Origin of the sequence: Nocardioides panacis (assembly GCF_019039255.1) — a bacterium.
Taxonomy (GTDB): Bacteria; Actinomycetota; Actinomycetes; order Propionibacteriales; family Nocardioidaceae; genus Nocardioides_B; species Nocardioides_B panacis.
In genome coordinates, this window is the sequence record NZ_CP077062.1 from 1,482,997 (window position 1) to 1,504,531 (window position 21,535).

Here is a 21,535-nt window from a genome sequence, read left to right on the forward strand (position 1 = left end):
CATAATGAGAACACGTTCTAGTCATTCCGGAGGCCCGGTTGCGCATCGCCCTGCTGTCCTACCGCAGCAAGCCGCACTGCGGCGGTCAGGGCGTCTACGTGCGCCACCTGAGCCGTGAGCTGGTCGCCCTGGGCCACGAGGTCGAGGTGCTGTCCGGCCAGCCCTACCCGGTGCTCGACCCCGGCGTGCGGCTGACCGAGGTGCCCAGCCTGGACCTCTACCGCGAGCCGGACCCGTTCCGCACCCCGCGGCCCGGCGAGATCCGCGACCTCACCGACGTGCTGGAGGTGGCGACGATGTGGACCGCGGGCTTCCCCGAGCCGCGCACGTTCGGCCGCCGCGTGGCCCGGCTGCTCCGGTCCCGCGTCGACGACTTCGACGTGGTGCACGACAACCAGACGCTGGCCGACGGGATGCTCGAGGTGCAGCGCGCCGGCCTCCCGCTGGTGGCCACCATCCACCACCCGATCACCTTCGACCGCCGCACCGACCTGGCCGCCGCGACCTCCTGGCGGCAGCAGCTGACCCTGCGCCGCTGGTACGGGTTCCTGCGCATGCAGGGCCGCGTCGCCCGACGGATCCAGACCGTGCTGGTGCCCTCGGAGAGCTCCGCGCGCGACGTGGTCGCCGACTTCGGCGTCGACCGGTCCCGGATCACGGTGATCCCGCTCGGCGTCGACGACGTGTTCCGGCCCCCGAGCGAGCCCCGGGTGCCCGGCCGGATCGTGGCGATGGCCAGCGCGGACACCCCGATGAAGGGGATCGCGACCCTCCTGGAGGCGTTCGCCAAGCTGCGCACCGAGCGTGACCTGGAGCTGCTGCTGGTCTCGCGGCCCAAGCCCGGCGGCCGGACCGAGCAGATCGTGGAGCGGCTCGGGATCAGCGGGTCGGTGCGGTTCGTGCACGACATCACCGACGAGGAGCTCGCCGCCACGGTGGGCTCGGCCGAGGTCGCCTGCGTCCCCTCGCTCTACGAGGGGTTCTCGCTGCCGACCGCGGAGGCGATGGCCTGCGCCACGCCGCTGGTGGTCAGCCGGGCCGGCGCGATCCCGGAGGTGGTCGGGCCCGACGGGCTCTGCGCGGACCTGGTCACGCCCGGTGACGTCGGCGAGCTCGCGCAGGCCCTGGCCGCGCTGCTCGACGACCCCGCCCGGCGGGCCCGGATGGGCGCCGCGGGCCGGGAGCGCGCGCTGGCCGAGTTCAGCTGGCGCGCGGTGGCCGAGGCGACCGTCCGGAGCTACCAGCAGGCGATCGACGTACGACGAGGAGAGAGCACGTGCTGACCGTTGACTTCGACCGGCTGGAGCTGCGCCCCGGGGACCGCGTCCTCGACATGGGCTGCGGCGCCGGCCGGCACGCGTTCGAGATGTACCGCCGCGGCGGCGACGTGGTCGCGTTCGACCAGGACGGCGACGAGCTCGCCGGGGTCCTCGACCTGTTCGGCGCGATGCGCGACGCGGGCGAGGTGCCCGACGGCGCGGAGGCCGACATCAAGCAGGGCGACGCGCTGTCGCTGCCGTTCGCGGACGGCGAGTTCGACCGGGTGGTGGCCTCGGAGGTGCTCGAGCACATCCCCGCCGACACCGACGCGATCGCCGAGCTGGCCCGGGTGCTGCGCCCCGGCGGCACGATGGCCGTGACCGTGCCGCGGTGGCTGCCGGAGAAGGTCTGCTGGGCGCTGTCGGACGCCTACCACGAGGTGGAGGGCGGGCACGTGCGGATCTACACCGGTGACGAGCTGGTCGCCAAGCTGGTCGCGGCCGGCCTGGTCTACGAGGGCCGCGACCACGCCCACGGGCTGCACTCGCCCTACTGGTGGATCAAGTGCGCCGTCGGCGTCGACCGCGACCAGCACCCGCTGGTGAAGGCCTACCACCGGGTCCTGGTGTGGGACATCATGAAGAAGCCGCTGGCCACCCGGCTGGCCGAGCGGGCGCTGAACCCGCTGATCGGCAAGAGCCTGGTGCTCTACCTCCGCAAGCCCGAGGCCGCGTGAGCACCGAGGTGCCCGCGCTGCCGGGGCTGCTCAGCAGCCGCGACGTCGCGGCCACGGCCGCGTCGATCGCCCGGGCACAGGAGCCGGACGGGGCGGTCCCGTGGACGCCCGGGGCGCACACCGACGCGTGGAACCACGTCGAGGCCGCGATGGCGCTGCTGGTCGGCGGCGAGGTCGACGCCGCCCACCGCGCCTACGACTGGTGCCTGGCCACCCAGCGCGCCGACGGGTCCTGGCCGATGAAGCTGGTCGCGGGGGTCGTCGACGACGCGAGCGGCGAGACGAACATGTCGGCCTACCTCGCGGTGGGCGTCTGGCACCACTGGCTGGTGCGGCGCGACGAGCCGTTCGTGCGGCGCACCTGGGACGCCGTCCGCCGTGGTCTGGACTTCGCGGTCTCCCTGCAGCTGCCGTTCGGCGGGATCGCCTGGTCGCAGGACCCGGCGGGGGCCGTCAACGCCGAGGCCCTGGTCGCCGGCAGCTCGAGCATCTTCCACGCCCTGCGGGCGGGCCTGGCGCTGGCCGGGCTGATGGGCTCGGCGCAGCCGGAGTGGGAGCTCGCGGCCGGCCGGCTGGGCCACGCGCTGCGGCACCACCGCGGCGAGTTCCTCGACAAGTCCACGTTCTCGATGGACTGGTACTACCCGGTGCTCGGCGGAGCGGTCCGCGGCGCCCCGGCGCAGGCGCTGCTGGCCGGTCGCTGGGACGACTTCGTGGTGCCGGGGCTCGGCATCCGCTGCGTCGACACCAACCCGTGGGTGACCGGTGCGGAGACCTGCGAGCTGGCCCTCGCCCTGGACGTCGTCGGGGACCGGGAGCGGGCCCTCGCGCTGGTCGCGGACATGCAGCACCTGCGCGGCGAGGACGGCGGCTACTGGACCGGCTACGTCTTCGCCGACGAGAAGATCTGGCCGGCCGAGCACACGACGTACACCTCGGCCGCGGTGGTCCTCGCGGTCGACGCCCTGTCCACGACCACGCCGGGCTCGGACATCTTCCGTGGCAGCTCGCTGCCGCACGACTTCCCGGAGATCGGGCTCGAGTGCGGCTGCGCCGACGCGCTCGTCAGGACGTAGGCCACTAGCCGCTCGCCGCCCCCGCGTCACACCCTGGAGGCGCAGGTGAGGGAGGTGCGGGCGGATGGCGCAGGGTCGTCGTGCCGGCTACGTGGTGGCCGCGCTGGTCGACGCGGCGGTGCTCTACGCGGTGAACCGCTGGCCGGGCTGGCAGGCGGTGGGCTTCCTCACCGACCGGACCTCCGAGGTGCTGGGCCTCGTGAACGCCTCGCTGCTCGTCTCGCTGGTGGCGAACCTGACCTACCTGGTGCACGACGGGCCGCGCTGGCGGGCCACCGGCGACCTGGCGGTGACCGCGGTCGGGGCCACGGCGCTGCTCCGGATCTGGCGGGTGTGCCCGTTCGACTTCGGGGCCAGCGGCCTCGACTGGTCCCTGGTCGTGCACGTCCTGCTCGCGGTCGGGATCGTGGGCAGCGGGATCGCCCTCGTGGTGTCGTTCGCCCGTCTGGTGCGCGGGAAGCCGGTCAGCGGACCGGGTCGCCCGCGTCGCCCCCGACGCGGGTCAGCACCCGCATCGAGCCGAGCACCGCGGTCTCGGTGAAGCCGCTCGACAGCGCCCGCAGGTAGATCCGGTACGGCGCCTGGCCGCCGTCCGCGGGGTCCGGGAACACGTCGTGCACCACGAGCGTGCCGCCGTGCGCGACCCAGCGGCCCCAGCCGGTGTAGTCGTTGCCGGCGTGCTCGTCGGTGTGCCCGCCGTCCACGAACAGCAGGGCCAGGGGAGTGCGCCACAGCGCGGAGACCGTCGTCGAGCGGCCGACGACCGCGACCACCTCCTCCTCGAGGCCGGCGTCCTTGAGCGTGCGCCGGAACACCGGGAGGGTGTCGAGCCGGCCGAACTCGGGGTCGGCCAGCGTGACGTCGTGGTACTCCCAGCCGGCCTGGTTCTCCTCCGAGCCGCGATGGTGGTCGACGGTGAACACCGTGCTGCCCGCGGCCCGGGCGGCGGCACCGAGGTAGATCGCCGACTTGCCGCAGTAGGTGCCGACCTCGAGCCCGGGCCCCCCGGCGAGCGCACCGACCGCGACGTCGTACAGCAGGTCACCCTCGTCCTCGGGCATGAAGCCCTTCGCGGCGAGGGCCTTGGCGCGCAGCGGCTCGGGAAGGCCGCTCACGGCGTGGTCCGGGCGGCGACCCACGCGTCGTGGCTGAACCGCAGGAACCGGTCGACGCCGCGGACCACGGCGGCCGACCGGATCGAGGGGAACACGTCGAAGGCGTGCTGGGTGCCGGGCAGCTCGGCGTAGGCGACCGGCTGGTGCGACACCTCCCGCAGCGCCGCCACGAACGTCCGGGCCTGGTCGACGTCGACCAGCGAGTCGCTGCGGCCGTGCACCACGAAGAACGGCGGGGCGTCCGCGTTCACCCGCAGCAGCGGGGAGGCCCGCTCGAAGTCCGCGAGGTCGCTCACCGGGTCCTTGAACAGCACCTTCGGTCCGAGGAAGCGGTCGCGCATCAGCTGTGCGGCGCGGCCCCCGCTGGCACCGGCGAAGTCGTAGACGCCGTAGTGCGGGGCGGCCGCCTGCACGCTGGTGTCGGCGTCCTCGAAGCCGGGCTGGTACTCCGGGTCGTCCGGGGTGAGCGCCGCCAGCGCCGCGAGGTGGCCGCCCGCCGAGCCACCGGTGACGGCCAGGAACGACGGGTCGGCGCCGTAGGCCGGGCCGTGCTCCCGGATCCAGGCGATCGCCCGCTTCACGTCGACGATGTGGGCCGGGAACGGGTCCCGGGGGCTGAGCCGGTAGTTGATCGTCACGCACACCCAGCCACGGGCCGCCATGTGCAGCATCAGCGGGATGCCCTGGTGCTCCTTGTCGCCGATCGACCAGGCCCCGCCGTGCACGTGCAGCAGCACCGGCGCGTCCGTGGCGTCCGTGCCGCGCTGCCGGTAGACGTCGAGCAGCCCGCGCTTGCCGTGCTCGGTGTCGTAGGGCAGGTCCTTGACGACCTCGACCTCGTCGTCGTGCAGCCGGAACGGCATCGCCAGCTGACTCAGCGGCGTCGACAGGTCCAGGTCGGTGTACGTCGCGCTCAGCCGGTCGCGGTAGTCCGGGCCGAGCGCCTCGACGAGGGCCCGGTCGACGTGCTCCTGGGCGCGGGCGGACTGGGCCACCACGGCCGCGAGCGCGAGCGCGGACCCGGCGGCCAGCGCGAGGGCGGGCCGGTCGCGGCGGCCGCGGGCCAGCTCGCGGACGGCGTCGGCGACGGTCAGCGCGAGCAGGTGCGGCGCGAGCTCGCTGGTGAGCCAGCCGGCCGCCATCGAGGGCACCGCGACCTGGTAGCCCGGGACCGGCCGCACCGCGTTCGCGGTGAGCGCCGCGGTGGCGAGCTGGCGCAGCAGGAATCCCGGCATGCGCGCAGCCTACCGACGGCTAGAACGTGTTGCAGGGTGTGCCCGGTCACACGTGCCGCGTAGCCTCGGCCCCAGGGCCCTGCGCCGTGTGGCGCCCAACTGAAGGAGGCCCTTCGATGGATCAGCTCACGCTCGGTGTCATGTCGCAGTCGGCGAAGGAGAACGAGCACCGCCGGCCGATCCATCCCCAGCACCTGGACCGGATCGACCCCGCGCTGCGGTCCCGGATCTTCCTCGAGCACGGCTACGGCGAGCGCTTCGGCGTCGACGACGAGCAGCTCGCCGCGTCGGTCGCCGGCATGCGCACCCGCGAGCAGCTGCTCGCGCAGTGCGACGTGATCCTCCTGCCCAAGCCGCAGCACGCCGACCTCGCGGACATGCGCGACGGACAGACCCTGTGGGGCTGGCCGCACTGCGTGCAGGACGAGAAGCTGACCCAGCTCGCGATCGACCGCCGGCTCACGCTGATCGCCTTCGAGGCGATGAACCACCGGCACCCCGACGGCACCTTCGCGCTGCACGTCTTCCACAAGAACAACGAGCTGGCCGGCTACTCCTCGGTGCTGCACGCCCTCCAGCTCGTCGGCCTGACCGGTGACTACGGCCGGCGGCTGCGGGCCGCGGTGATCGGCTTCGGCGCCACCGCCCGCGGGGCGGTGACCGCCCTGAAGGCGCACGGCATCCACGACGTCGACGTGCTGACCAACCGCGAGGTCGCCGCCGTCGGGTCACCGATCCACTCCGCGCGGATCATGCACTTCCACCACGACGACGAGAACCCCCGCCGCAGCCAGGTGATGACCGAGGAGGGCCTCGCCCCGCTGCCGGTGTTCCTCGCCGAGCACGACCTGATCGTGAACTGCGTGCTGCAGGACACCGACGCCCCGCTCACCTTCCTGGTCGACGAGGACCTCCCGACCCTGGCACCCGGCACCCTGATCGTCGACGTCTCCTGCGACCTCGGCATGGGCTTCAGCTGGGCCCGGCCGACGTCCTTCGAGCAGCCGATGTTCACCGTCGGCGACAACGTGCACTACTACGGGGTCGACCACACCCCGTCGTACCTCTGGGACTCCGCGACGTGGGAGAACAGCGAGGCGCTGCTGCCCTACCTGCCCGTCGTGATGGCCGGAGGTGACCGCTGGGACGCCGACGAGACGATCCGCCGGGCGATCGAGATCCGCGAGGGCGTGGTGCAGAACCCGGACATCCTGTCCTTCCAGCACCGTTCCGCCGACTTCCCGCACCCGCACGCCTGAGGACCGCGTGCGTGCCACGATGACCCGGTGAGCACCGCGAGACCGCACGGCGTCCTGCAGAACGGCTTCGACCTGGTCGACGACGACGAGCGGGTGCTGGCCACGTTCGACGGCTCCGTGTGGGGGGAGCGCGGCACCGTCACCGTCGCCGGACGGGAGTGGGGCTTCACCCGGGGTGCCGGCCGGCTGCTGCTCACCGAGGCCGGCCGACCGGTGGCCCACGCGCGCCGGCGCGGGCTGCTCTCGCCCAGCTGGGAGATCGGGTACGACGGGCGGGTGGGCACGCTCACCAAGCGCGGGGTCCGCTCGCCGCGCTACGAGCTGTGCGACGGCGCCGGCACCCCGCTGGGGGCCGTCGCGCAGAGGTCGTGGACCGGTCGCGCGCTCGACGTACGCCTGCCGGACGCGCTGCGGCCCGAGACCCAGGCGTTCGTCGCCGCGGTCGTGCTGACCCTGATGCGGCGCGCGCGGAGCGCCGGCGCGTAGGCTCCGGCCCAAGGAGCCTCCGCGCTCCACCAGGGAGCAACGCCATGGCAGACAAGTCCCCCCCGACAGAACATGTCGAAGAAAGACGGCAAGTCCCTGAAGGAGAAGCGGGCCGACAAGCACGCCAAGGCCGACGCCAAGCACACCTCCGCCACCGCCGAGATCGTCACCAAGGGCAAGAAGCGCTGAGCCGGGTCACGTCACACCCGTAATTGGGTCGCGCCGGGGCCCGCGGCGCGTCAGCCTGGACCCATGTCCGACCTCGAGATCCACCGGTTCACGCCCGACGACGACGACGACGTCCGCGCCTCGTTCGAGATCAGCAACGCGGTGGCCGCCGCCGACGCGCCGTGGGAGCACCCCTGGCTGCCCGACCGGTTCCGCCTGTTCCTCGAGCGTGGCTGGGACGGCGAGCCGCCGGCGTGCTACCTCGCCCGCGTCGACGGCACCCCGGTGGGCGACGCCCTCGTCTTCACCTCCGAGCGCGACAACACCCACCTCGCCTGGCTGTGGCTGGGGATCCTGCCCGAGCACCGGCGCCGCGGCTACGGGACGGCGCTGTTCGAGCGCCTGGTGGAGGAGGTCCGGGCGCTGGGCCGCACCAGCGTCGGCACCGACGGCTGGGAGTCCGAGCGGGCGCTGGGCTTCGCGGCCCGGCACGGTCTCGAGAGGAAGTCCCAGGCGATCATGCGGCGCCAGCACCTGGCCGAGCTCGAGCCCGGCCGCGTGCGACGGCTGTACGACGAGGCGGCCGCCGCCGCGACCGACTACGAGCTGGTCCGGATCACCGGGCGGACGCCCCCCGAGCTGGTCGACGCCATGGTCGAGCTGGTGTCGGCGATCAACGACGCACCCACCGACGACCTGGACATCGAGGACGAGGTGTTCTCACCCGAGCGGCTGGCCGCCTACGAGGACGCGGCGCTGGCCAGCGGCAACCGGCTCTACCGGCTGGTGGCGCGGCACCGGGGGACCGGCGAGCTGGGCGGCCACACCGTGGTGGCGGTCGAGGTGCAGCGTCCCGAGATCGCCGACCAGCACGACACCGCCGTGGCGAAGGCGCACCGCGGCCACCGGCTCGGTCTGCTGCTGAAGGCCGGGATGCTGCTGTGGCTGGCCGAGGCCGAGCCCCAGGTCGCGACCGTCGACACCTGGAACGCCGAGTCGAACGACCACATGATCGCGGTCAACGAGGCGCTGGGCTACCGGGTGATGGGACGCGAGCTGCAGTTCCAGAAGTCGCTGGTCACCGGGCGGTGAGCACCAGCGGGCCGTCCTCCGTGATGGCGATGGTGTGCTCCATGTGCGCGCCGCGGGAGCCGTCGCCGCTGCGCAGCGTCCAGCCGTCCGGGTCGGTCCACAGCACGTCGGAGGTCTGCAGGAACCACGGCTCGATGGCGATCACCAGTCCCGGCTTCAACGGGTACCCGCGACCGGGGCGGCCGTCGTTCGGCACGTGCGGGTCGCCGTGCATCGTGCGGCCGACGCCGTGACCGCCGAAGTCGGTGTTCACCGAGAGGCCGTCGGCGTGGGCCACCGCGGAGATGGCGGCGGAGATGTCCCCGATCCGGGACCCGGCCTGGGCGGCCGCGATGCCGGCGTCCAGCGCCCGGCTGGCGGTGTCGATCAGGTCGAGGTCCTGCTGCGCGGGGGTGCCGACCACGACGCTGAGCGCGGAGTCGGAGACCCAGCCGTCGACGGAGGCGGCGAAGTCCACGCTGAGCAGGTCCCCGTCGGCGAGCACGTAGTCGTGGGGGAGGCCGTGCAGCACCGCGTCGTTGACCGAGGTGCACAGCACCTTGCCGAACGGCATCGCGCCGAAGGACGGGTGGTAGTCGATGTAGCAGGACTCGGCACCGCGGTCCCGGATCATCCGGTGCGCGAGCGCGTCGAGCTCCAGCAGGTTGACGCCCACGTCGGCGGCCTCCTGGAGACGGGTCAGCACATCGGCGACGAAACGCCCGGCGGGCTTCATCTGCTCGATCTCGGCGGGGGGTTCGCAGCTCGATCACGCAGAGAGCCTACGGCGGTGAGCGTCGGGACCTGGACCAGCCCCGCCTTCGCGGAGGAGGCGCGGGCGTGGGTCGCGGACCGGCTCGTCCCGCTCGAGGTCGCGCTGACGGGCGAGGGCGTCCAGCCGCACGCCCGCCCGTGGTCCAGCACGATCCGCTTCGAGACCACGGCGGGACGCGTGTGGTTCAAGGTGAACGGTCCGGGCACCCGGCACGAGGCGACCCTGGTCCGCGAGCTCGACCGGCTGGTCCCGGGCCTGCTGCCCGAGGTCCTCGCGGTCGACGCGGCGCGGGGCTGGTCGTTGGCCCGGGACGCCGGCCCGGTGCTGCGCGAGGCGCTGCCGGCCGACGAGCTGTGGGACGCGTGGGAGCGGCTGCTGCCGCGCTACGCCGAGGCGCAGGTGGCGCTGGCCGGGCACCGTGACGAGGTGCTCGCCACCGGCATCGCCGAGGTGTCGCCCGCGACGGTTCCCGGGCTGGCCCGCCGGCTGCTCGACGAGCTGGCCGGCACCCCCGAGGACGAGGGCGGCCTGTCGTTCGGGCAGGCCGCCGCCCTGGAGCGGGCGCTGCCGGTCGTCGCCGAGCAGTGCGCGGAGCTCCGCGCCTGCGGGGTGCCGGACTCGGTGCAGCACGACGACCTGCACTCCGCGAACGTCTGCTGGCCCGGGACCCCCGCCGACGCCCGGGTGATCGACTGGGGCGACGCGACGTGGGGGCACCCGCTCGGCACCATGCTGGCCACGCTGAACTCGATCGCCTTCCACGCCGGCACGTACGTCGACGGGCGGCCCGCGCCGACCCCCGAGCTCCTGCGGGTGCGCGACGCCTACCTCGAGCCGTTCACCCGGTACGCCGCCCGCGCCGACCTCGTGCGCTGCGTCGACCTGGCCCGTCGTACGGGATGTGTCGGGAAGGCGCTGGCCTACCGCGCGGCGCTGGCCGGGGAGCCGCTGTCGACGCATGCCGAGAACGAGTTCCCGGTCCGCGACTGGTTCCTGGGGCTGCTGGAGGACTGAGCGGCTACTTGACCACGCAGACGTTCTTCTTGGTCAGCCTGAGCTTCTGGCCGGCGGTGACGGTCACGTCGGTGATCACCTGGACCGACCGGCCCGAGCACCCGGTCGAGCCGAGGTCCACGGGCTTCACCTGCACCTTCGCGGCCTTGCCCGTCTTGCCGGCCTTCCCGTCCTTGCCGTCCTTCCCGTCGAGGCCGTCGGCCCCGTCCTGCCCCGCAGGACCGGTCGGGCCGGGGGCACCGGTGAGCCCCGTCTCGCCCTGCGCACCCTGCAGCGACCCCTGGAACGTCGCCACGGCGCCGAACGCGCCCACGAATCCGAACACCAGCGCCAGGACGCAGGTCACCACCATCTTTCCCATGGGGCCAAGGTAAAGGTGCCTGGCCGGTCCCGTCCGGGCTTCGCCCGAAGTGCGGCCGTTCGGCCGGGCCGCCCGGCTGCCGGCACCGCCGTCACCAGCCGCGCTCGCGCCACTCCGCGAGGTGCGGGCGCTGCTCGCCGAGCGTGGAGTCGTCGCCGTGGCCGGGGTAGAACCAGGTCTCGTCCGGCAACCGGTCGAACACCTTGGCCGACACGTCTCCGATCAGCGACGCGAAGTCCTCGGGGGAGCGGGTCCCGCCCACGCCGCCGGGGAAGAGGCAGTCACCGGTCCACAGGTGCGGGGCGCCCTCGGGGTCGTCGTACAGCAGCGCGATGGACCCGGGGGTGTGGCCGACGAGGTGGATCACCTCGAGCCGGCAGTCGCCGACCTCGACGACGTCGCCGTCGGAGACCCTGCGGTCCACGGGGACCGGCAGCTCGTCGGCGTCCTCCTCGCCCGCGACCGTCTCGGCGCCGGTGGCCCGGACGACCTCGGCCAGCGCGCGGTGGTGGTCCCAGTGCTGGTGGGTGGTGACCACCCGGCGCAGGCCACCGTCGCCGACGACCTGCAGGATCCGTGCGGCGTCGTCCGCGGCGTCGACGAGCACCTGCTCGTCGGTCGCGCGGCAGTGCAGCAGGTAGACGTTGTTGTCCATCTCGCTGACCGAGAACTTCGTGATGATCAGCGCCGGGAGCTCCCGGACGTCCGGCGCGCTGCCGGGACTGACCTTGCCGTGATAGCTCATCTCCACCTTCCCAGGATCGGCAGAACGCCTGCCGAGCAGGCTAGCCCGCGCCCGTCGCCCCGGCCGACCAGCCACCAGGCCAGGTCGCCGGCGGCGCCGCGGATCTCCGGTCCCTGGCCGACGCCGAACTTCCAGAGCCCGTCGACGTCGGTGGCGGACAGCACCATCGACGGCCCGCCGCCCGGCAGCGCCGCCAGCTCGCCCTGCCGCTGGCGGACCACCGCGCGGGAGAAGTCCGGCGGCCAGCCGGCCGGCTCGTAGCCGAGGTCCAGGTCGGCGTGGTGGATCTCCACCTCGGCCCGGCGGCGCGGCCCCAGGGTGTCCAGCGCGAAGGTGGGCTCGCCGCCGGCGGTCCGGGCGTACGGCGTGGCCGGGTCGGCGGTGCACGTCCAGAACGCCTCGGTGAGCCGGGCGACCGACGCCGTGGCGTCCTCCACCAGACCGGCGAGGTCGTGGGAGCGGACGGTCTCCTCGATCTCGGCGTCCCGGGCGTCGCTCGAGGGGTACATCGAGGCGGGCTCGCCGGCCGCCGCCTGGGCGAGCACCCGGGTGAACGCGTCGGCGTTGCGGGACAGGTGCGCCACCACGTGCGCGCGGGTCCAGCCGGGCAGCACGGAGGGCCGCCGTACGGACTCGTCGTCGAGGACTGTCAGTGCCTGCAGATACCGTGTCGTGGCAAGCAGCGTCTCGTCGATCTGCGGAAGGGCCGAGGACGTGGTCATCACCCCATCCAAGCCTGCGGGCGCCGCTTGTTCCACCCGCTATCATGGCGAACGTTTGTTCGAACGCGACCTATTGAGGATGTGCCGTGGCTGACCAGCTCGTGATCCGGGGTGCCCGCGAGCACAACCTGAAGGATGTCTCGCTCGAGCTGCCGCGGGACGCGCTGATCGTCTTCACCGGCCTCTCGGGCTCCGGGAAGTCGAGCCTGGCGTTCGACACGATCTTCGCGGAGGGCCAGCGGCGCTACGTCGAGTCGCTGTCCGCCTACGCCCGCCAGTTCCTCGGGCAGATGGACAAGCCCGACGTCGACTTCATCGAGGGCCTCTCGCCGGCCGTCTCCATCGACCAGAAGTCCACCTCGAAGAACCCCCGCTCCACGGTCGGCACGATCACCGAGGTCTACGACTACCTCCGGCTGCTCTACGCCCGCGCCGGCCGCCCGCACTGCCCGACCTGCGGGGCGCCGATCTCGCGGCAGACCCCGCAGCAGATCGTGGACCGGATCCTCACCCTCGAGGAGGGTGCCCGGTTCCAGGTGCTCGCCCCGGTGATCCGCGGCCGCAAGGGCGAGTACGTCGACCTGTTCCGCCAGCTCCAGACCCAGGGGTTCTCCCGGGCCCGGGTCAACGGCGAGACCTACTCCCTCGACGAGCCGCCCAAGCTCGACAAGCAGAAGAAGCACACGATCGAGGTCGTCGTCGACCGGCTCGCGGTCAAGGCCTCCTCCAAGCGCCGGCTCACCGACTCGGTGGAGACCGCCCTCGGCCTGGCCGGAGGCCTGGTGGTGTTCGACTTCGTCGACCTGCCCGCGAAGGACCCGGCCCGGGAGCTCAAGTTCTCCGAGAAGATGGCCTGCCCCAACGAGCACCCGATCGACACCGACGACCTCGAGCCGCGGTCCTTCTCGTTCAACTCGCCGTTCGGCGCCTGCCCCGAGTGCCACGGCATCGGCACCCGGATGGAGGTCGACGCGGAGCTGGTGATCCAGGACCCGAGCGCCACGCTCGGCGAGGGCGTCATCGGCCCGTGGTCGGGCGCGCACGTCGCGGACTTCTTCACCCGGCTGCTCAGCGCGCTCGGCGACGAGCTCGGCTTCGACCTGAACACCCCGTGGGAGCAGCTGCCCGCCCGCGCCCGCAAGGCGATCCTGGACGGGCACGCCACCAAGGTGCACGTGCGGCACACCAACCGCTACGGCCGCCAGCGCTCCTACTACACGAACTTCGAGGGTGTCCGACCCTACATCGAGCGCCGGCACCGCGAGTCGGAGTCCGACACCAGCCGGGAGCGCTACGAGGGCTTCATGCGCGAGGTGCCGTGCCCGGTCTGCGAGGGCAGCCGGCTCAAGGCCGTCTCGATGGCGGTCACCCTGGGCGGCAAGAGCATCGCCGCGGTCTGCCGGATGCCGATCAACGAGTCGGCCGAGTTCCTGCGCACCCTGGAGCTGTCCTACCGCGAGAAGCAGATCGCCGAGCGGGTGCTCAAGGAGATCCAGGAGCGGCTCGCCTTCCTGCTCGACGTCGGCCTCGACTACCTCTCCCTGGACCGGCCCTCCGGCTCGCTGTCCGGCGGCGAGGCGCAGCGGATCCGGCTGGCCACCCAGATCGGCGCCGGTCTGGTCGGCGTCCTCTACGTCCTCGACGAGCCGTCGATCGGTCTGCACCAGCGTGACAACCACCGGCTGATCGAGACGCTGGTCCGGCTCAAGGACCTCGGCAACACGCTGATCGTCGTCGAGCACGACGAGGACACCATCCGGGTCGCCGACTGGGTCGTCGACATCGGCCCCGGCGCGGGGGAGCACGGCGGCCAGGTCGTCGTCTCCGGCACCGTGCAGGAGCTGCTGGACCACCCGGACTCCTCGACCGGCATGTACCTCTCCGGCCGCCGGTCGATCCCGGTGCCCGACGTGCGCCGGCCCCGCACCCCGGGCAACGACCTGGTGGTGCGCGGCGCCCGCGAGCACAACCTGCAGGACATCGACGTGAAGTTCCCGCTGGGCCTGTTCGTCGCGGTCACCGGCGTCTCCGGCTCCGGCAAGTCGACGCTCGTCAACGACATCCTCTACACCTCGCTGGCCAAGCAGATCTACAACGCCCGCACCGTGCCCGGCCGGCACCGCCGCATCGAGGGCCTGGACAACGTCGACAAGGTGATCCACGTCGACCAGTCCCCGATCGGGCGTACGCCGCGCAGCAACCCGGCGACGTACACCGGCGTCTTCGACCACGTGCGCAAGCTGTTCGCCTCCACCCAGGAGGCGAAGGTCCGCGGCTACCAGCAGGGCCGGTTCTCCTTCAACGTCAAGGGCGGCCGCTGCGAGGCGTGCTCCGGCGACGGCACGATCAAGATCGAGATGAACTTCCTCCCGGACGTCTACGTCCCCTGCGAGGTGTGCCACGGCGCGCGCTACAACCGCGAGACGCTCGAGGTGCACTACAAGGGCAAGACGATCGCCGAGGTGCTGGACATGCCGATCGAGGAGGCCGTGGACTTCTTCGCGGCCATCCCGGCGATCAACCGGCACATGCGGACCCTCGTCGACGTCGGCCTGGGCTACGTCCGGCTCGGCCAGCCCGCGCCGACCCTGTCGGGCGGCGAGGCCCAACGGGTCAAGCTGTCCGCCGAGCTGCAGAAGCGCTCCACGGGCCGCACGGTCTACGTCCTCGACGAGCCGACCACCGGCCTGCACTTCGAGGACATCCGCAAGCTGCTGCTGGTGCTCGGCCGGCTCGTCGACCAGGGCAACACGGTGCTGGTGATCGAGCACAACCTCGACGTGATCAAGACCGCCGACTGGCTGATCGACATGGGTCCCGAGGGTGGCAACCGGGGCGGCTACGTCGTCGCGGAGGGCACGCCCGAGGAGGTCGCGGCCCACCCGGACAGCTACACCGGGCACTTCCTGGCCCCGCTGCTCGCGGACAGCCCGGCGCAGCAGCCGGTCGCCAAGCGGGCGCCGAGGAAGTCCACGGCGGCCGCGCCGAAGAAGGCCGCGACGAAGACCTCGGCCGCGAGGAAGACGGCCCGGACCACCACCAACAAGACCGCGACGAAGACCGCGAAGAAGACCGCCCGGAAGGTCGCGAAGTAGCCAGACTGTCACCCGATCCTCAGTGACCTTTCAGGTGCTCCGACGGAGCGCCTTCTAGTGTGAGCTTCAACCGACCCCCTCACCTCCCGGGAGCTGCGATGAGCGACCAGAGCACCGACCCGAGCCGCCGGACCGTGCTGCGCGGGGCCGCCGTCGGCGGGGCGGCCCTGCCCCTGCTGGCCGCCTGCGGCAGCGGGAGCGGGAGCAGCAGCGCCTCGGCGCCGAGCGCGTCCGCCGCCCCCGTGACCGTCGCGGCCAAGGACGTCCCGGTGGGCGGGGGGAAGATCCTCACCGACCAGCAGGTCGTGGTCACCCAGCCCGAGAAGGGCACCTACAAGGCGTTCACGGCGATCTGCACGCACCAGGGCTGCACGGTGAACAAGGTGCTCGGCGGCAAGATCGTCTGCCCGTGCCACGGCAGCACGTTCTCGATCACCGACGGCTCGCCCCAGGGCGGTCCTGCTCAGTCGGCGCTGGCGGAGAAGAAGGTCTCCGTGGAGGGCGACCAGATCTCGGTCAGCTGAGCCCGGACCCCCGAGACGGGCCGGCCCATGCCCACCTGCCCGCGGACGCCACCCCGGCTGCACCCGCGAGTCGCGGCACATGTCGTGAAAGACAGACTCCTGAGCGCCGACGCCTAGCCATCTGGGCCACACCCGAGCACGTGCCTCCGCTGGTGCAGGTGTGACTGATGAACTAGTCCACTCCGTAAATCTTCCTGCACGAGATGCCCGTGTCTGAGGCCCCACGTGCGGGGGGATCTGGCACGGCTAGGTAGGTAGTGACCGTCGTTGCGCACCTGCGACGGGCCACTAGTGCGTTCGGGTTCGCCAGGGGGGCCCTCGTGCGGAGGTCTTGCCCTGTTTGCAGAGGGCTGTGCTCGTTGGGGCATGGGAGCGCATCTGGCCTCAACTGGTCATTGAGCGCGATTGCAGTCGACACGCATGCTCGTTCAGTACGAGGCGGCAGACGATCACCCCGCAATCCGGCAAAGGCTCGAGACAGCGCACCACCATCTCCGCTGAGGATCGCGAGCCATGTCGTGTGGGGGTCGGACATGCCGTCAGTGCTTTCCGGGGGTCCATCGCCACAGGGGGTCCGTCGACAGGAAGCGCGCCCATCCAACCAACACGGCTGAGACATAGTGCTTTGACCCTTATGGCCGTGACATCGAGATGCGTCACCCATGAGGTCAACATGAACGAATTCACAGGACTCCGAGTCGGCGTCGTCGGATGCGGCTACTGGGGCTCGAAGCACGTCAGAGCACTGTCGGCCCTCGACGTGGTCGACAAGGTCGTCGTGATTGAGCCGAGCCTTCCCAGACTCGAGGCACTGAGCCGGACGTTCCCGAACGTCGAGACCTGCCCGGCGCTGCCTCTCGCCTTGGACGACGTGGACGCCGTGGTCATCGCCACGCCGCCGGGGACGCACCGGACGCTCGCGCTGGCAGCGATCCAAGCCGGGAAGCACGTCTTGGTGGAGAAGCCCCTGGCTGCCAGCGCCAAGGACGCCCGGTCGATCGTTGCGGCTGCCCGAAGAGCTGGTGTGGTGCTGATGGTGGGACACACCTTTGCCTACCACTCGGCGGTCCGGACGTTGCGCGAGATGGTGCAGGGCGGCACGATCGGGGTCCCGTACTACCTGGACAGCGCCCGGCTCAACCTCGGCCTCTACCAGCGCGACGTGAACGTGATCTTCGATCTCGCTCCGCACGACGTGTCGATAGCCAACTACGTCTTCGGCGCGAGTCCGGTGAAGGTGGAGTGCTGGGCCAGCCGGCACGCGCACCGCTGGCTGGAGGACGTGGCTCACCTCCGCCTGCACTACGCGGATCCAGCAGTGATCGCGAACGTGCACGTCAGCTGGCTCGATCCGTGCAAGGTCCGCCGCGTCACGGTCGTCGGCAGCAGCAAGATGGTGGTCTTCGACGACCTCGCCACCGAGGAGCGCATCCGGGTCCACAACAAGGGCGTGGTCGAGAACAGCCGGGCTGTCGAGACGCCTCCTGTCGACGTGGATCTCAGCCAACCGCCCATGTCCTACCGCTACGGCGAGGTCGTCACCCCCTACCTCTCGCTCAAGGAGCCCTTGACCGTCGAGGACGAGCACTTCACCGACTGCGTTCTCAACGGTACGAGAGCCCTGACGGACGGAGAGTCCGGCCTCGCGGTGGTGGAGGTGCTCGAGGCGGCGCAGCTGTCGCACGAAGAGGGACGTGCGGTCGACATGCGGGAGGTTCGGGAGGAGCTGACGGATACGTCGGATCTCAGCATGCCCAGCCAGGTTCCACCGCGCTTCGCGGTCTCCGGCCGGGCCTCCACCACGGACTGAGGGGCTTGAGATGCATCAGGAGGCGATGGACACAGACCGCTCGTCGATACCGTTCCTCGACCTGTCCGCCACGACGGACGAGGTTCGTCCCGAGGTCATGACGCGCTGGGCCGAGCTCCTCGACTCCAACGCCTTCATCGGGGGGGACGCAGTGGCCCGCTTCGAGCATCAATGGGCGGCCTACTGCGGCACGAGCCATGCGGTCGGGGTCGCCAACGGGACGGACGCCCTGCATCTCACCCTTCGGGCGCTCGGGATCGGGCCCGGCGACGAGGTCCTCGTCCCGGCCAACACGTTCGTAGCCACGGTCGAGGGTGTCGTCCTCGCCGGCGCGTCGCCCCGATTCGTGGACGTGGACCCCGACACCCTGCTCGTCACGCCGGAGATCATCGAGGAGGCGGTGACGGCGAACACCCGAGCGGTCGTGGTCGTGCACCTCTACGGGCAGATGCCGGACATGGAGCGCATCATGTCCACGGCTCGTCGACTGCAGCTCCACGTGGTCGAGGACGCAGCCCAGGCCCATGGCGCCACCTGGGGGACGGGCCGCGCCGGGTCCTTCGGTGACGCGGGCTGCTTCAGCTTCTACCCAGGCAAGAACCTGGGGGCTTTCGGTGACGCGGGCGCTGTGGTGACGGGCGACCCGGTGCTGGCGGAGAGGTTGTCGTCACTTCGCGACCACGGGCGCTCACGGTCGGGCCATCACGAGCACACCTGCCTCGGTTCGAACAGCAGACTGGACGCCCTGCAAGCGGTCGTCCTGAGCGCGAAGCTGGGCAGGCTGGACTCATGGAACCGGGCACGACGTGCGCTGGCGGGCTTGTACCGGGAGCTCCTCGACGAGGACGTCGTCACGATGGTTCAGGAGCGCCCAGGTGCGACCGGCGTTCACCATCTCGCGGTCGCACGTGTGGCTCAGCGAGAGCGGGTCAGGGAGCAGCTGGCCACCGTCGGCGTGACAACCGGCATCCACTACCCGACGCCTTGTCACCTGGTCCCGCCGTTCAGGCGCTTCGGACACGCCAGGCTCCCGGTCGTCGAGCGGGCCGCAGGGCAGATCCTGTCTCTCCCGATGTACCCCCACATGTCGATCGAGAAGGTCGAGCGCGTGGCGACAGCGAGCAACCGGATCGCATCGGGCGTGTCGAACCGATGAGGTCGGGCGTGTCCATCGGTCCAGGGCTCTCGGCCGGCCAGGACGTGATCCTCGGTCATCCGGGAAGTCGGTCCGCTCCGTCCACACTCCGGCTCGGCAAGGACGCAGTCCTCCGCAGCGGGTCGGTGGTGTACCTCGGAAGCCGCATCGGAGACCGGTTCGAGACCGGTCACCACGTCGTGGTGCGCGAGGAGTGCGCGGTCGGCGACGACGTATCGGTGTGGAGCAACACCGTCGTGGACTACGGATGCCGCATCGGCAACCGCGTCAAGATCCACACGAACTGCTACATCGCCCAGTACACGGACATCGGTGACGAGGCGTTCCTCGCGCCAGGGGTCACGCTCGCGAACGACTTGTATCCCGGCCAACGCGCATCCGCCGAGGTCATGTCCGGGCCCTCGATCCGACAAGGGGCACAGCTCGGGGTCAACGTGACCGTTCTTCCGTACGTGGTCATCGGCGAGGGCTGCCTGGTCGGGGCCGGATCGGTGGTCACACGAGACCTGCCGGCCGGATCGGTCGCGTTCGGCAACCCAGCGACGGTTCGCGGCCGTGTCGAGGACCTGCCCGACATCTCCACGAGGGTGAGAGCACACGAGATCGGGAGGCGAGCATGACCGATGCCTGGACGGCGCGAGGGTCACTGAGCTGGGTGCGTGCGGCCGACCTGGCGGTCAAACGCCTCATCGACGTCACCGTCGCCGCGGTCGCACTGGTGTGCCTGTCGCCGCTGTACCTCCTCCTGGTCGTGCTGGTGAGGTGCTCGGGGCCTGGCGGCGCGATCTTCCGGCAGACCCGACTTGGAGCCAGCCGCAAGCCCTTCGTGATGTACAAGTTCCGGACCATGCAGTCAGACTGCGACGCCACGTTGCACCAGGACTACGTGCGGCGCCTGCTGGCCGGCGAGGTCACGGCGGAAGGCGGCCTCTACAAGCTTCCCAGCGATCCGCGAGTGACGAGGATCGGCTCCTTCCTGCGGCGCAGCAGCCTGGACGAGCTTCCCCAGCTGTTCAACGTGCTGCGTGGTGACATGTCCCTGGTCGGGCCGCGACCCGCTCTCCCGTACGAGGTGGAGCGGTTCCCGCCCTGGGCGGATCCCCGTTTCACGGTGCGGCCAGGCATCACCGGTCTCTGGCAGGTGAGTGGACGGAACCGCCTGCCGATGCTCGAGGGGATCCGGCTCGATCTCGAGTACGTGGCGCGCCGCAACCTCTGGACAGACCTCGTGATCCTCGCGAGGACCGCCCACGCAGTCCTGGAAGGGGGGGCGCGGTGACGGTTCGACCCGGTGTCGGCATCTCCCGCGCGGACGAGACCGCCCGTGACTCGTTCGTCATCGGCACCTTCACATTCCTCAGCCGGGCAACCGGGGTGGTGCGCGTGGTCGTGCTCGGCGCCGTGCTGGGACCGACCTTCCTGGGAAACACCTTCCAGATCACGAACACCCTGCCCAACCTCATCTACTTCGGCTTCCTGGCCGGCTCGATGTTCTCCTCGCTGCTCGTTCCGGCACTCGTGCTGCACATCGACAGGCACGACTCGAGGCACGCCGCGCTCATCAGCGGGGGATTCCTCGGGGTCGCGTGGATGGTCTTGCTTCCAGTCGTCCCGCTTGCAGTCCTGCTCCTCCCGGAGCTGTTGCACGTCGTCGGGACGGATGCCGGGTCGAGTGCGGAGCACCTGCCGGTCGTGCGACTGCTCGTCCTGCTCACGGTGCCGCAGGTCTTTCTGTACGCCGTGGTGGGCTCCTCGACCGCCGCCATGAACGCTCACCGCCGTTTCGCACTCGCCAGTGCTGCCCCGGCCGTCGAGAACATCGGCGTCACCGCGGTCCTTGGTGCGGTGGGCGTGCTCTACGGACGCGGCTCGAGCCAAGGGGCCTCGCCGGCACTCGGTGAGATCCTGCTGCTCGGCATCGGCTCGACGGCAGCTGTGGCCGTGCACGCGGGGCTCCAGTGGTGGGGGGCCTACCGGAACGGTGTCACGATTCTCCCTCGGCGCGGCTGGCGCCAGCCCGAAGTCGTCGAGATCATCGGACGCTCACTGCGATCGGTGACCCAGGCCGGTCTTCTGGCGGCGCAGACGCTCATGCTTCTCGTGCTGGCCAGTCGCGTCGGCGGTGGCAGCGTGGCCATGCAGATGGGCCTCAACTTCTTCTTCCTCCCTGTCGCTCTGTTCGCCACACCCGTCGGACTGGCGCTCCTCCCTCGACTGTCCCGGCTCCACCTCGGGGGAGAGACGACCGAGTTCGGCCGGGTCTTCATCGACGGACTCGGCCTGGCGCTGTTCCTCGCCGTCCCGGCTGCGTTGGGGTACGTCGTTCTCGCCGGCCCGTTGGCCCGAGCGGTCTCGGCCGGCCAGATGAACACGGTCTTCGCTGTCCACATCATCGCGGAGTCGATCGGAACCCTGGCGCTCGGCTTGATCGGCTACACGTGCTTCTTCGTGTCGACGCAGGCCGCGTACGCGCGCGGTGACACCCGCTCGCCGCTTCGCTCGACCTTCCTGCAGGCCCTCGTCTTCCTTTCGATCTGTGCCCTCTCCCCGTGGATCCCGGACCCCCGTCTGAACGCGTTCCTGGGAGGGGCCTTCGCGGTCGCATCACTGGTGGCCGGCGCCCATCTTCTCCGCCGCGTCACCCGTAACGAGCACGTGTCGCTCCGCCCGCTGGCGGGATCACTCGCGCGCGCGAGCCTCGGGGCACTCGTGATGGCGGTGATCGTCTGGCTGGCTGCGAGGGCGGTCGTGCCGAGTGGCTCGGCGCGCACGGGGTGGATCCTCACGTTGCTGGTGGGATCCGGTGTCGGTCTGGCGGCCTACCTGCTGCCTCAAGCCATGTTGCGCTCCCCGGAGCTGGCCAGGCTGCGCTCTGCGGTTCGCGGCAAGGCAGTCACCTCTGGCCGACGTCGAAGGACCACGTGACG

At 71.3% G+C, this 21,535-nt stretch carries 20 protein-coding genes and 1 pseudogene; 15 read left to right on the forward strand and 6 right to left on the reverse strand.

Translation table 11 applies throughout. From position 1 onward, the window contains the following. Nucleotides 1-38 precede the first annotated feature (38 nt). From KRR39_RS07180 to KRR39_RS07195, 4 genes are all read left to right on the forward strand, one after another. Nucleotides 39-1,283, forward strand: coding sequence for a glycosyltransferase family 4 protein (locus KRR39_RS07180; protein ID WP_216941374.1), 1,245 nt, complete (start codon nt 39-41; stop codon nt 1,281-1,283). Further along, the gene (locus KRR39_RS07185) at nt 1,277-1,996 is read left to right on the forward strand and encodes a class I SAM-dependent methyltransferase (protein WP_216941375.1); all 720 of its coding nucleotides are present in this window, start codon (nt 1,277-1,279) and stop codon (nt 1,994-1,996) included. The genes KRR39_RS07180 and KRR39_RS07185 overlap by 7 nt, the downstream gene beginning before the upstream one ends. Further along, nucleotides 1,993-3,072, forward strand: a complete 1,080-nt coding sequence (locus KRR39_RS07190) for a prenyltransferase (protein ID WP_216941376.1) — start codon at nt 1,993-1,995, stop codon at nt 3,070-3,072. The genes KRR39_RS07185 and KRR39_RS07190 overlap by 4 nt, the downstream gene beginning before the upstream one ends. 64 nt (nt 3,073-3,136) lie before the next feature. After that, on the forward strand, nt 3,137-3,613 hold the full coding sequence (locus KRR39_RS07195) for a hypothetical protein (protein ID WP_216941377.1): 477 nt from the start codon (nt 3,137-3,139) through the stop codon (nt 3,611-3,613). Here the strand turns inward: KRR39_RS07195 and KRR39_RS07200 are convergent. Together KRR39_RS07200 and KRR39_RS07205 are read right to left on the reverse strand one after the other, a co-directional pair. Further along, complete coding sequence (locus KRR39_RS07200; protein ID WP_254185570.1) at nt 3,537-4,187, reverse strand: class I SAM-dependent methyltransferase; 651 nt, start codon at nt 4,185-4,187, stop codon at nt 3,537-3,539. The genes KRR39_RS07195 and KRR39_RS07200 overlap by 77 nt on opposite strands. After that, on the reverse strand, nt 4,184-5,422 hold the full coding sequence (locus tag KRR39_RS07205) for an alpha/beta hydrolase (protein ID WP_216941378.1): 1,239 nt from the start codon (nt 5,420-5,422) through the stop codon (nt 4,184-4,186). The genes KRR39_RS07200 and KRR39_RS07205 overlap by 4 nt, the downstream gene beginning before the upstream one ends. A gap of 116 nt (nt 5,423-5,538) precedes the next feature. On the opposite strand from KRR39_RS07205, the gene KRR39_RS07210 reads away from it, so the two are divergent. The 3 genes from KRR39_RS07210 to KRR39_RS07220 all read left to right on the forward strand — a co-directional run bounded on the left by KRR39_RS07210 (nt 5,539) and on the right by KRR39_RS07220 (nt 8,427). Then, nucleotides 5,539-6,681 carry a N(5)-(carboxyethyl)ornithine synthase gene (locus tag KRR39_RS07210; protein ID WP_216941379.1) on the forward strand — a complete coding sequence of 381 codons (1,143 nt, stop codon included), beginning with the start codon at nt 5,539-5,541 and terminating at the stop codon, nt 6,679-6,681. Between the two features lie 27 nt (nt 6,682-6,708). Next, nucleotides 6,709-7,167, forward strand: a complete 459-nt coding sequence (locus KRR39_RS07215) for a hypothetical protein (protein WP_216941380.1) — start codon at nt 6,709-6,711, stop codon at nt 7,165-7,167. Between the two features lie 252 nt (nt 7,168-7,419). Then, nucleotides 7,420-8,427 carry a GNAT family N-acetyltransferase gene (locus tag KRR39_RS07220; protein ID WP_216941381.1) on the forward strand — a complete coding sequence of 336 codons (1,008 nt, stop codon included), beginning with the start codon at nt 7,420-7,422 and terminating at the stop codon, nt 8,425-8,427. Here KRR39_RS07220 and map read toward each other — a convergent pair. After that, a pseudogene (gene map / locus KRR39_RS07225) lies at nt 8,414-9,179 on the reverse strand (type I methionyl aminopeptidase). The gene KRR39_RS07220 and the pseudogene map sit on opposite strands and share 14 nt — an antisense overlap. A 17-nt stretch (nt 9,180-9,196) precedes the next feature. On the opposite strand from map, the gene KRR39_RS07230 reads away from it, so the two are divergent. Next, nucleotides 9,197-10,195 (forward strand): phosphotransferase family protein, encoded by a 999-nt coding sequence (locus KRR39_RS07230; protein ID WP_216941383.1) that lies wholly within the window; start codon nt 9,197-9,199, stop codon nt 10,193-10,195. 4 nt (nt 10,196-10,199) lie between these two features. Here the strand turns inward: KRR39_RS07230 and KRR39_RS07235 are convergent, their stop codons facing one another. The 3 genes from KRR39_RS07235 to KRR39_RS07245 form a co-directional block, all read right to left on the reverse strand. Beyond that, nucleotides 10,200-10,556, reverse strand: a complete 357-nt coding sequence (locus tag KRR39_RS07235; protein ID WP_216941384.1) for a collagen-like protein — start codon at nt 10,554-10,556, stop codon at nt 10,200-10,202. A 91-nt stretch (nt 10,557-10,647) separates the two neighbouring features. After that, nucleotides 10,648-11,301: an MBL fold metallo-hydrolase gene (locus KRR39_RS07240; protein ID WP_216941385.1), complete on the reverse strand. Its 654-nt coding sequence runs from the start codon at nt 11,299-11,301 to the stop codon at nt 10,648-10,650. Then, on the reverse strand, nt 11,298-12,023 hold the full coding sequence (locus KRR39_RS07245; protein WP_216941386.1) for a maleylpyruvate isomerase family mycothiol-dependent enzyme: 726 nt from the start codon (nt 12,021-12,023) through the stop codon (nt 11,298-11,300). Before KRR39_RS07245 ends, KRR39_RS07240 begins: the two co-directional genes overlap by 4 nt. A gap of 86 nt (nt 12,024-12,109) precedes the next feature. On the opposite strand from KRR39_RS07245, the gene uvrA reads away from it, so the two are divergent. From uvrA to murJ, 7 genes are all read left to right on the forward strand, one after another. Further along, nucleotides 12,110-15,118, forward strand: a complete 3,009-nt coding sequence (gene uvrA, locus KRR39_RS07250) for an excinuclease ABC subunit UvrA (RefSeq protein WP_216941387.1) — start codon at nt 12,110-12,112, stop codon at nt 15,116-15,118. A gap of 98 nt (nt 15,119-15,216) precedes the next feature. Next, nucleotides 15,217-15,642, forward strand: a complete 426-nt coding sequence (locus KRR39_RS07255; RefSeq protein ID WP_216941388.1) for a Rieske (2Fe-2S) protein — start codon at nt 15,217-15,219, stop codon at nt 15,640-15,642. 640 nt (nt 15,643-16,282) lie between these two features. After that, a complete protein-coding gene (locus tag KRR39_RS07260) occupies nt 16,283-17,452 on the forward strand; it encodes a Gfo/Idh/MocA family protein (protein ID WP_254185571.1) in 1,170 nt (389 codons plus the stop codon). Between the two features lie 10 nt (nt 17,453-17,462). Further along, nucleotides 17,463-18,608, forward strand: coding sequence for a DegT/DnrJ/EryC1/StrS family aminotransferase (locus KRR39_RS07265; RefSeq protein WP_216941389.1), 1,146 nt, complete (start codon nt 17,463-17,465; stop codon nt 18,606-18,608). 179 nt (nt 18,609-18,787) lie between these two features. Beyond that, entirely contained in the window at nt 18,788-19,228 is a 441-nt protein-coding gene (locus KRR39_RS25570) for an acyltransferase (RefSeq protein ID WP_216941390.1), read from the forward strand. After that, nucleotides 19,225-19,887, forward strand: coding sequence for a sugar transferase (locus KRR39_RS07275; protein WP_216941391.1), 663 nt, complete (start codon nt 19,225-19,227; stop codon nt 19,885-19,887). Before KRR39_RS25570 ends, KRR39_RS07275 begins: the two co-directional genes overlap by 4 nt. Then, nucleotides 19,884-21,533 (forward strand): murein biosynthesis integral membrane protein MurJ, encoded by a 1,650-nt coding sequence (gene murJ, locus KRR39_RS07280; RefSeq protein WP_216941392.1) that lies wholly within the window; start codon nt 19,884-19,886, stop codon nt 21,531-21,533. The genes KRR39_RS07275 and murJ overlap by 4 nt, the downstream gene beginning before the upstream one ends. Nucleotides 21,534-21,535: the final 2 nt, after the last annotated feature.